The 10,717-nt window shown below is 62.9% G+C and carries 5 protein-coding genes and 2 pseudogenes; all 7 read left to right on the top strand.

Going from position 1 to position 10,717, the window contains the following annotated elements; translation table 11 throughout:
* Nucleotides 1-314 precede the first annotated feature (314 nt).
* The 7 genes and pseudogenes from GNK13_RS13525 to GNK13_RS13500 all read left to right on the top strand — a co-directional run bounded on the left by GNK13_RS13525 (nucleotide 315) and on the right by GNK13_RS13500 (nucleotide 10,383).
* Nucleotides 315-695 carry a hypothetical protein gene (locus GNK13_RS13525; RefSeq protein ID WP_203545365.1) on the top strand — a complete coding sequence of 127 codons (381 nt, stop codon included), beginning with the start codon at nucleotides 315-317 and terminating at the stop codon, nucleotides 693-695.
* A gap of 231 nt (nucleotides 696-926) precedes the next feature.
* Nucleotides 927-2,168: pseudogene (locus tag GNK13_RS22080) on the top strand (MMPL family transporter); the annotation flags it as partial.
* A gap of 180 nt (nucleotides 2,169-2,348) precedes the next feature.
* Nucleotides 2,349-3,662, top strand: a pseudogene (locus GNK13_RS22075) (hypothetical protein); the annotation flags it as partial.
* Nucleotides 3,663-3,765: 103 nt separating this feature from the next.
* Nucleotides 3,766-6,576 carry a cation-translocating P-type ATPase gene (locus GNK13_RS13515; protein ID WP_164103079.1) on the top strand — a complete coding sequence of 937 codons (2,811 nt, stop codon included), beginning with the start codon at nucleotides 3,766-3,768 and terminating at the stop codon, nucleotides 6,574-6,576.
* The gene (gene nhaD / locus GNK13_RS13510; RefSeq protein ID WP_164103078.1) at nucleotides 6,577-7,926 is read left to right on the top strand and encodes a sodium:proton antiporter NhaD; all 1,350 of its coding nucleotides are present in this window, start codon (nucleotides 6,577-6,579) and stop codon (nucleotides 7,924-7,926) included.
* Between the two features lie 163 nt (nucleotides 7,927-8,089).
* Nucleotides 8,090-8,989, top strand: a complete 900-nt coding sequence (locus GNK13_RS13505; protein WP_164103077.1) for a hypothetical protein — start codon at nucleotides 8,090-8,092, stop codon at nucleotides 8,987-8,989.
* Nucleotides 8,990-9,282: 293 nt separating this feature from the next.
* Nucleotides 9,283-10,383 carry a prenyltransferase/squalene oxidase repeat-containing protein gene (locus GNK13_RS13500; RefSeq protein WP_164103083.1) on the top strand — a complete coding sequence of 367 codons (1,101 nt, stop codon included), beginning with the start codon at nucleotides 9,283-9,285 and terminating at the stop codon, nucleotides 10,381-10,383.
* The last annotated feature ends 334 nt before the right edge of the window (nucleotides 10,384-10,717 follow it).

Raw genomic sequence — 10,717 nt, 5'->3', positions numbered from 1 at the left:
TTAAAAAGCAGTCGCCTTCGGCTTGCCGTTAAACGATTTTTCCGCGAGCCGTCCTGCTCCGAACCAATCCAAAGTGGCGCTGTCCAGTTAGGCTCTGGCAGAAAACCCTGAGCCGACGGCGCTAGCCGCGGGTTCTGCAGTGGAAAAGCTGGGCTCGCGAACGCCCGAGGCTATCGCCTACGGCTCACAGGATCGAGATCAGCGGGTTTTTTGACAGAGATTTGGCTGGCATTGTCTCGGCCCGTCGCCGGAGATACGATTGCAGGTGCAGCAGCCTACGGTGCAAGACTCGCTTGCGCGTGCTGTCGCATGGCATGGGACCGACTCTCTTGCTCGCCATCTTTCGCCTCCTGCTCGTCGCGATCCTGTGCGTCGGTTTCCTTGTTCCGGAGCTGCAGTCGGCGCAGCTTCACGCCCGTTCGAGTGACGCGGTCCACCACGGCGCCGCATCGGAGCCCGACGAGCTGTCGCCGGAACCCGCGCACCGCTTGCTCGCGGTAGCGCTGCAGGAGGCGAGCGGCGAAGCCTGCTCGGCGGCTCTCGGACGACACAAGCGCTCCGGCGGGACGGGACTCGTTGTTGCACGCCCGGCCCCTTCTTCCCAGCCGTTCGCGAATTTGAGCGGTGAGTTCGGCTTCCTGGCGAACGGCTCTCCACGTTCGCTCGTGACCCAGCGGATTCGTCTGCAGATCTGAGCCTCCGCCGGCAGCTCCGCACGCTTGACGCTTCGGCCTGCGATCGGTTGACGGTCGCTTTGCTGGATCGAGGGCGCGGTGCAAAGGCGTCGTCGGCGTTCCTTCATCTGCCAAAACGCGGAATTCCACTGCGGGAAATCCACGCCAGTGATGCGTGGGCTCGCGAGGTACTCCAGCGTGTCTGAGACGCCGCAGGTGGAGAATTTCGTGGGAAACTTCAGGAACTGAGTCATGAAGGGCGGGTCCTTTTTTGCGAGACGAGCCAGGTGGATCGTGGGCTGCTTTGCACTGGCGACCCCGCTGGTCCTCTTTGCGGCCCTGCAGACAGTCCGCAGCAACTCGAACAAAGTCGAAGACTGGCTTCCTAGCTCGTTCGCGGAGACGCATGAGCTGGCATGGTTCCGGCGACATTTCGTCGCTGACCAATTCGTGCTGATCAGCTGGGAAGGCTGTCGGTTGGGAGGCGACCCCTCGCAGCCCGAGGCGGAGCCGGATGATCCGCGGATCGAGCGGTTGGCAAACCGGCTGGTACCACCCGCCGAGGATGCCGCCAAAGCCCCCGGTGAGGACTCCGGGCGTTACTTCCGCCGGGTGATGACGGGCCGACGCGTCCTGGAGCAGCTGACCGCTGGACCGGCCGAGGTTCCCTACGAAGCGGCGGTCGAGCGGCTGAAGGGATCGCTGATCGGTCCCGACGGACGTCAGACGTGCGTAGTCGTGACACTAACTCCACTGGGCGTTGCGAATCTGCGGGCGGCGATCGGCAGTGGCGAGACGCGGATGCTCCGGCGAAACCACGCTCCGGGCGAGCTCTACCAAGCTTTCGACGCCTGCGGAATTCCTCGCGAGTCGGTGCACATTGGTGGGCCGTCGGTGGACAACGTCGCGATCGACGAAGAGGGAGAGCGAACGCTGCTTCGCCTCGCGGGGCTGTCGGGATTGCTCGGGCTAGGGCTCGCCTGGCTTTCGCTCCGCAGCGTGCGGCTGACGTTGATCGTGTTCACCGCCGGCTTGTGGAGCGCCTTGCTGGGTTTGGCCAGCGTGTGGTTGAGCGGTTCGACAGCCGACGCGGTCCTGATGTCGATGCCTGCGCTGGTATACGTGCTGGCGGTTTCCGGTGCTATCCACGTCATCAACTACTATCGCGACGCGGTGCGGGAAGGGGGCCTTCGGTCCGCTCCCGAACGGGCAGTCGCCCATGCCGCCAAACCCGCCTTGCTGTGTTCGCTCACCACGGCGATCGGTCTGCTCTCGCTGTACGCCAGCGACTTGGAGCCGATTCGCAAGTTCGGTGTCTACTCCGCGGTGGGAGTGTTCGGGATGCTCGCGGTCCTGCTGCTGCTGCTGCCGGCGGCCCTTCAGCTCTGGCCTCCCAAGCCGCGGGAGCTGGTGCCCGCGCCCGACTCGCCGATGCCCACTCCCCAGGGACCGTTCGCGCTCACCTGGAACCAGCGGATCTGGAGTCGTGTGGGGAACACGATCATTCGCAACCATGCGGTCGTCGCGATCGGCTGCGTGGTGGTGATCGCCGCGATCGGCTCGGGGATCCAGCGGACCGAGACGTCGGTCGACCTGCTCAAGCTGTTCGACAACAACGCGCGGATCCTGGCCGATTATCGCTGGCTGGAGAAACACCTGGGGCGGTTGATCCCGATGGAGATCGTGCTGCGTTTCCCACCGGCGACGACAGCGACCTCGCTCTCGTTCCTCGAGCGGATGGAGACGGTGGCCGCGGTCCAGCAGTCGATCGAGCGGAACCTGGGAGCGGAGGGCCGCGACCTGGTAGGCCGCACGATGTCGGCCGCCACGTTTGCTCCAGAGCTTCCAAGCCAAGCGGGGGACACCCTCAGTTTCATTCGCCGCTCAGCCACCAGCCGCACGATGGAAGCGAGCCGGGAGGAGTTTGAGCGGAGTGGGTTCCTGAAAGTCGATCCGGTCAGCGGCGAGGAATTGTGGCGAATCAGTCTCCGCGTCGCCGCTTTCGAGGACATCGATTTCGGCCAGTTCGTCGGCGACTTAGATGCCGCGGTCGCTCCGGTGCTGGCGGCTCACCGGGTGCGGAACGAGGTGCTCGGCGAGCTCGTCGCCCAGCGGGGTTCCGAAGGGGTCGCGGGAGCGACCGTGCTGCTTTGGGAGGCGCCGCAGTCGGCCGAAGAGTCGGAGTTTGCGAAGACGCTGGAAGGCTTTCTCCGCCGCGATCGGCTGCGAGTGGTGAAGTCGACTCGCGATCCCGCCGAACTGCCGCTGACGACGATCGCCAAAGTCCGCCGCTTCGATTCCGTCGTGCTCGCGGGGACTTTTCCCACCGCGGAAGCGGAACGGATCCAGCTGGTCGGTGGAACGGTGCTGGTCGCCGATCGCTCGTCACCGGTCGGCCCGGCCGCGTTGGCCGCGTCCAGTCCAAAAGTGGCTGGCGAGGGTGTGGAGGTGGTTTACACCGGCGTGGTTCCGATCGTCTACAAGACCCAGCGGGTGTTGCTGTCGAGTTTGATCGAGAGCGCTTTTTGGTCCTTCATCACGATCACGCCGTTGATGATGTTCGTGTGCCGAGGGATCGCCGCGGGAGCGGTCGCGATGCTGCCCAATGTGCTGCCGGTGTTGGTGGTCTTCGGCGGGATGGGCTGGCTCGGTAGACCGATCGACATCGGTTCCATGATGGCGGCCAGCATCGCCCTGGGCGTGGCGGTCGACGACACGATTCATTACTTGACGTGGTTTCGCGGAGATCTCGAGATCTGCGGTGACCGCCGCAGTGCGATCCTGTGGGCCTATCGTCAATGTGCCACGCCGACGCTTCAGGCCGCTTTGATCAACGGTTTAGGGTTGGCGGTGTTCGTTTTCAGCACCTTCACCCCGACCCGTCAGTTCGGTTTCCTGATGCTGACGATCCTGGTTGCCGGTGTGATTGCCGAACTGGTGATGCTCCCCGCTTTGCTGGCTGGCCCGCTCGGGCACGCCTTTCGCCCTGCGGCGTCTTCCCGTGAGTTGGCTCGCGGCTATTGGCGGAGCTTCATCCATCGTGTCGCGTAAGTCCCCCCGCTCTCGCCTTCCTCCAGCTCTGACATGCCCCATGGTTACGCCCTCTTCGACCGCCCCTCCGACTTCGCCGCGTGCCGCCGCACCACGCGAAGCCACATCCACCGCGCTCCCGTTCCACGCGATCGATAGCGACGCGGTGCTCGCGGCGGTCGAATCCTCCCGCGAAGGACTCCGTTCGGAAGAGGCGGAGGAGCGACGTCGGCAGTTCGGTCCGAACGTGCTGCCCCGCGGCAAGCGCGACGGCGCGCTGACGCTGCTTTGGCGACAGATCCACAACCCGCTGATCTGGGTCCTGATCGCCTCGGGATCGGTCGCCATGCTCGCCGACTGGGAAGGGGAGGGGATCAAGAACGGCGTGGTCATCCTGGCCGTCGTCGTGATCAACGCCCTGATCGGCTTCGTGCAGGAGTTTCGGGCGAGCAAAGCGATCGAAGCCCTCAGCCAGATGGTGCCCGAGAACGTGACCCTGCTGCGAGACGGTCGCCAGGAGACGGTCTCGGCGACGGAGTTGGTGCCTGGCGACTTGGTCCTCGTCTCCCCCGGGGAGCGAGTCCCAGCCGATCTCCGCATCCTCAGCGGCAAGAACGTGCAGATCGAGGAGGCGATGCTCACCGGCGAATCGGTGGCCGTTGCCAAGCATGCCAAGCCGGTTGCCGAGGATGCAGATCTCGGCGATCGGGGAAGCATGGCTTTTGCCGGCACCGTCGTGACGTCGGGGACCGGGACCGGAGTGGTCGTCGCGACCGGTTCGCAGACGGAGCTGGGGAAGATCTCCGCCTTGCTCCACGAGGCGACCGATCTCGAGACGCCGCTCACTCGCGCGCTGGCGGAGATTGGCAAGACGATCACGATCGGAATCCTCGTGGTGACCGCCGTGATGCTCACGATCGGCGTCGTCCGGACGGTGCTGGAGACCGGGGAAAGCCTGTTCGAGGCGTTCCGCGACACCGTCATTTTTGCGATCGCTCTGGCCGTGGGAGCTATTCCGGAAGGCTTGCCCGCAATCGTCACGATCGCCCTGGCCATCGGGGTGCAGCGAATGGCGGCTCGACGGGCGATCGTCCGCAAGCTTCCGGCCGTCGAGACGCTCGGCAGCACGACCGTCATCTGCTCGGATAAAACCGGCACCTTGACTCGCAACGAGATGACGGTTCGCGTCGTTTGGACCCCCGAGGGACGCTACGAGCTGAGTGGCGTTGGCTACGAGCCGCGAGGCGCCGCACACCGCGACGGCCAACCGCTCGACCCACCTGCGGATCTACGCGAACTGCTCGAGGCAGGAGTCCTCTGCGCCGATGCGACGCTTCGCCACGAGAATGGGCTGTGGACGATCAGCGGCGATCCGACCGAAGGTGCTCTAGTCGTGGCAGCAGAAAAATGCGGGCAGCCGGCGGACCAGCTGCGGAACCACTACCCGCGTCTGGACGTGATTCCGTTCGAGTCCGAACGCGGCTGGATGGCGACGCTGCACAAGACGATCCACGGAGACTCGCAGGCAGTCGTCAAAGGGGCTCCCGAAAGGATCCTCGACCGCTGCGAGGGAAGCCCGGTCGAGAGCCTGCATGAGGAAGTCCACGCGATGGCCGCTCAAGGCATGCGCGTCTTAGCGGTCGCGGTCCGCTCCGTTTCCGGCGACGCGATCGAGGTGGAGGACGTCGATCATGGGCTGCGTCTGCTCGGTCTGGTGGGAATGATCGATCCACCTCGGGAGGAGGCGGTCCGCGCGGTGGAAGTCTGCCGAGCCGCAGGGATCACCGTCAAAATGATCACTGGCGATCATCACGCCACCGCCGCGGCGATTGGCGCCCAGATCGGGATTCTCAACGAGAGTGGCGCGGTGGTCGGTGCGGCACTGGCCCGCATGGACGACGAGGAGCTTCTGGAATCGGCCGAACGTGTCAACGTGTTTGCCCGGGTCGCTCCGGAGCACAAGCTTCGCCTGGTCCGCGCTCTGCAAAGCCGATCGCACGTGGTCGCCATGACCGGCGACGGAGCCAACGATGCGCCGGCACTGAAACAGGCCAATATCGGCGTTGCGATGGGAATCACCGGTACGGCGGCTTCCAAGCAAGCCGCCGATGTGGTCCTGACCGATGATAACTTCGCTTCGATCGGGGCCGCGGTCGAAGAAGGACGACGCGTCTACGACAACCTAGTCAAATCGCTCGCCTTCGTGCTCCCCACGAACCTCGGGCTCGCCCTGATCCTGCTCTGCGCGGTCGCCTTCTTCCCGTTCGACGCTGAATCGGGGGAACTGCTGCTGGCGCTCTCGCCGCTGCAGTTGCTGTGGATCAACCTGGTCGCGACTGTCTCACTGGCCCTCCCCTTGGCATTCGAAGCGCTCGAGCCCGACGTGATGCAGCGTCCCCCTCGGCGCCCGGGCACTCCGGTCCTCAGTCGCTTCATGTTGATTCGCACCGCCGTGGTTGCGTCCTTGATGACCGCCGCAACCGTGGGAGTCTTCCTTTGGGAGTACCACGGCGACTTGGCCGAAGGCGCCACTTCTCGAATGGCACTGGCCGAAGCACAGACGGTCGCCGTGACCACGATCATCCTCTTCCAGTGCTTCTACTTGGCGAGCTGCCGTTCGCTCAAACACTCCTTCCTCGCGGTCGGGATCTTCACGAATAAGGTGTTCTATTTAGGAATCGCCGCGGTGCTGATCCTGCAGGCCGTGTTTATCTATTTGCCGGCCGCGAACACACTGTTCGGCTCCGCCCCGCTGAGCTTTGACGCCTGGATGAAAGCTGTCATCGTCGGAGCGATCGTCCTGCCGATCATCGCGTTAGAAAAGTTAGTTATTCGCCCCCTCTCTGACCCCAATGCGGAGGCCTCCGCGTAAATGCTCTCAGCTATCATTGTCGTGTTCATCCTGGGCTATCTGGCCATCGCGTTGGAGCACCGCATCCACATTAACAAAGCCGCATCAGCGATGCTGATCGGGGTCCTCTGCTGGACGCTCTATGCGATCGACTCCAGCAATCTCGTGCGGCCGGAAATGATTTCCGACGCTTTTCATGAAGCGGCTCAAGAAGAAGGGGTTTCGGATCTGGCACGAGCGTTCTTGGTCGACGAACAGCTCCTGCGGCTGACGGGCGAAGTCGCTGGAATTCTGTTTTTCCTGATGGGCGCAATGATGATCGTCGAGGTGGTCGACGCCCACGAAGGTTTTCGCCTGATTACCCGCTCGGTTCGACCAACCAGCAAACTGCAACTGCTCTGGATGGTCGCCTGGCTCACATTCTTCCTGTCCGCCGTCCTCGATAACCTGACCACCTCGATCGTGATGGTCTCGTTGCTGAGGAAGATCGTCTCCGACAAGCACGACCGACTAATGTTTGCTGGGCTAGTGGTGATTGCCGCGAACGCCGGTGGAGCCTGGACGGTGATCGGGGACGTGACGACGACGATGCTCTGGATCAAACACCGGATCAGTCCGGTGGAGGTCATGCAAGAGCTATTCATTCCGAGCGTCGTGTGTCTGCTGGCGCCGCTCCTCGGCCTGTCGCTGGTGATGCGTGGGCCTCTGGTCCCGGCCGATCCTGCGGCGGCCCCCCGCGCCGAAGGGGTGAAGCCATGGCAACAGGCCGTGGTGCTCGGATTGGGAGTGGCCGGATTGCTAAGCGTACCGATCTTCAAGACCTGGACGCACCTCCCGCCGTTCATGGGAATGATCCTGGCTCTGAGCGTGCTCTGGATCGTCTCGGAAATGATCGGCCGCACGATGGAAGAGGTGACGCGTTCCAGCACCGGTGTGCTGGCGGTCCTCAATCGTATCGACATGGCCAGTGTGCTCTTCTTTTTAGGAATTCTGCTGGCTGTCGGTTCGCTCAGCGCCACCGGGGCGCTCGGGGATCTGGCGTACTGGTTGGATACGGTGGTTCCGAATCGTCAGTATGTGGCGGTGGTGATCGGGCTGCTCAGCGCGGTGGTCGACAACGTGCCCCTAGTGGCTGCAGGGATTGAGATGTACGACCTGCCGATGGACCATTCGTTCTGGATGTTGCTGGCCTTCACCGCCGGCACTGGCGGGAGTTGCTTGATCATCGGCTCCGCCGCCGGAGTCGCGGTGATGGGACTGGAGCACATCAACTTCGTCTGGTACTTGCAACGCATCACCATCTGGGCGCTAATCGGATATGTGGCTGGCGTCGCCACGTTCTTCCTCCAGCAAACCTTGGTAGCAATGTAGCTGGACAGCACCACGTTTATGCAGGGCATCGCCCGGGGAGACTCATGCCGTGTTTCGACTCTACATACTGTCAGTCCTGGTCTGTGGGTGCTTGAGACCAACGGTTTGTAACGCGGCCCATCCGTTGGCGGCACCCGGTGTGACGAGTCTGACAAACCCCGCGGTGAGGTATCAGGTAACTGAGCAGCACTACGTCGTCTTGAAGCAAGACCCCATCACTGCAATCGTCGTCGACAACTTCGCGGTCGACGTGCCTGAATTGCCCGGCCATCGAGCAGGCTATAACGGGATCGCCTCCCTGACTCACCGCGACCGCAAGGCGAATCTTTTTGTTCCGGCGCTGGCCGGTCTCAATTTTGAGCACATCCACGACGGGACCGCCGAGGGGCTGAAGGAGAAGTTCGAGCCGCGGGCCTTTCCCATGCAGCTGCGGACGATCGACGAATCGACCGTGGAACTCTACCAGCCGCCGACCGGGAACTGGGGGCTGGAGAGCTGCGGCCGCTACCGGTTGCTCGAAGATGGCACGATCGAATACACCTTCGAGTGCATTCCGCGGCAAAGCGGGTATCGGCACGGATACATCGGACTCTTTTGGGCCAGTTACATCCAGGCTCCTGAAGACACGGCGATTCATTTTCTCGGCAAAGAGCGCGGCAGCAGTTCAGCAGGCGCGCTCGTCACTGCCACCAGTCCACGGCACGGCATCGACAGCACTCACCCGCCGGACGGTTACCCCCACCAGATCGAAGTCGACCCAGACTTTCCGCTGAGCCTGGTCGGCCACCGCTCCCGGTTCGTCTACACCGAGCCGTGGTACTACGGCGTCAGTCACTCCATGGCGTTTGTGCAGATGTTTCAGCCCGGCGACCAGGTTTGGCTCGCGCAGTCCCCCTCCGGAGGCGGCGGAGGAAACCCGGCGTGGGACTTTCAGTGGTTTATCCCCGATTACAAGATTGGGGAGGCCTACGGGTTTCAGATGCGAGCAGCCTACCTGCCGTTCGAAAGCCACGCGCAGCTCGAACGGGCCACGCGCGCCCACCGTAGAGATCTTGCCGACTAGGCTGGTGGATCGTCGCCTCTCGCTCCGCGAAAGCGGCACTCCTCCGCAACTTTTGCGGAGCGAAAGACAACACTGCGGCGGATTCTTCGCCTTCGGTGGCGGTTTTTTCGCCAGCGGCGGAACGGGAGCTAAGAGGAATCGACGGAAAATGAGGGCCGGTCGCGTATCGGCTGGCTTGGCATGGCAACTGCTTTTGGAATCCCCGAACACTGCTGTTTTGAATACTCACAGGGAGCGATGAAGTGCCGAAGGAATCACGTTCGGAGAATCGAGGAATCAATCGTCGCGGAGCCATGCAGATGGCGATGCTCGCGTACGCGGCAGGAACCGTTGCCTCTTCCGGTCTCGCGGCCGATCAGCAGCAGGAAATGGCCCGCTATCGCCAAACGGTTGACCGCGGAATCGAGTATCTCCGCAGCCAAGCCATCGCCGGAGATGGTGTTCTCAGCGGTCAATCGGGCACTGGAGTCACGAGTCTGTGCCTGGCGGCGATTCTCAAGCATCGGCCGGCAGCGGTGAATGATCCGGCGGTCGAAAAGGGCCTGAAGTTCATCGAGTCGAACATCCGTCCCGACGGTGGCATTTACTCGGATGGTTCGACGCACCGGAACTACGAGACGTGCCTGGCCATTCAAGCCATGCTTGCGGCGAATCAGCAGGGGCGCTACGACGAGGCGCTCAAGAAGGCCGAAGACTTCCTTCGCGGGATTCAGTGGGACGAGGGGGAAGGGCTGACCTCCTCCGATGCGGCTTACGGCGGTGCGGGCTACGGAAGCCACAAACGGCCCGACTTGTCCAATACGTCGTACATGATCGAGACGCTGCACGACCTTGGCCGCGATGGCAGTGACGAGGCGATCCAGCGGGCGTTACGGTTCGTCAGCCGCACGCAGAATCTGGAGTCGCCGGCGAACGACACGCCGTTTGCAACGAAGGTCAATGACGGCGGCTTTTATTACACGCCGGCCGCCGGTGGCCAGAGCCAAGCTGGCCAGACCGCCAATGGCGGGCTGCGGAGCTATGGCTCGATGACCTACGCCGGTTTGAAAAGCATGCTTTATGCGGGGGTCGATAAGGACGATCCGCGCGTCAAAGCGGCGATGGATTTCATCCGCCGGCACTACACGCTCGAGCAGAATCCCGGAATGGGAGCTGCCGGCCTGTATTACTACTATCACACGTTCGCCAAAGCACTCGACGCGGCCGGACTCGAGACGCTGACCGACGCTCAAGGCGTCGAGCACGATTGGCGGAGCGAGCTGCTCACCACGCTGGCCGAAGCGCAAGCGGCCGACGGTTCGTGGGTCAACGAAGAAAACCCCCGCTGGATGGAAGGCGACCGAGCCCCGGTCACCGGCTACGCCCTGCTCGCCCTCGAGTACTGTGAGCCGTAGGCCGCGACCGGTTTCCAAAGTCACTGACTCTAACAGAATCAGTGGAGGGACATTGCCGGGGAAACAACCACGGATGACACGAATTGAACGAATGGATGCACGATGGAGAAGGACCGCAGATAGCACGGAAAACGCGGATAGAAGGGAGAGCTCGAATGGACATTCCGTGCTATCGGCGATATCCGCAGTCCAATGTCCAGCTAGGCTCTGTCAGAAAATCCAGTGATTTCAATCTTTTGAGCCGTAGGCGCTAGCCTCGGGCCTCGCATCAGTCTTTTGAGCCGCAGACGCTAGCCTCGGGCCTCGCATCAGTCTTTTGAGCCGTAGGCGCTAG

This window comes from Candidatus Laterigemmans baculatus (genome assembly GCF_010367455.1).
Taxonomy (GTDB): domain Bacteria; phylum Planctomycetota; class Planctomycetia; order Pirellulales; family Pirellulaceae; genus Laterigemmans; species Laterigemmans baculatus.
The sequence above is the reverse complement of the archived record's forward strand: the minus strand, read 5'-3'. Positions and strand labels throughout refer to the sequence as shown.

Coding starts and splice junctions, on each gene's coding strand:
- GNK13_RS13525 (WP_203545365.1), top strand. CDS start 315: ATGGGACCGACTCTCTTGCTCGCCATCTTTCGCCTCCTGCTCGTCGCG.
- GNK13_RS13515 (WP_164103079.1), top strand. CDS start 3,766: ATGGTTACGCCCTCTTCGACCGCCCCTCCGACTTCGCCGCGTGCCGCC.
- nhaD (WP_164103078.1), top strand. CDS start 6,577: ATGCTCTCAGCTATCATTGTCGTGTTCATCCTGGGCTATCTGGCCATC.
- GNK13_RS13500 (WP_164103083.1), top strand. CDS start 9,283: ATGCAGATGGCGATGCTCGCGTACGCGGCAGGAACCGTTGCCTCTTCC.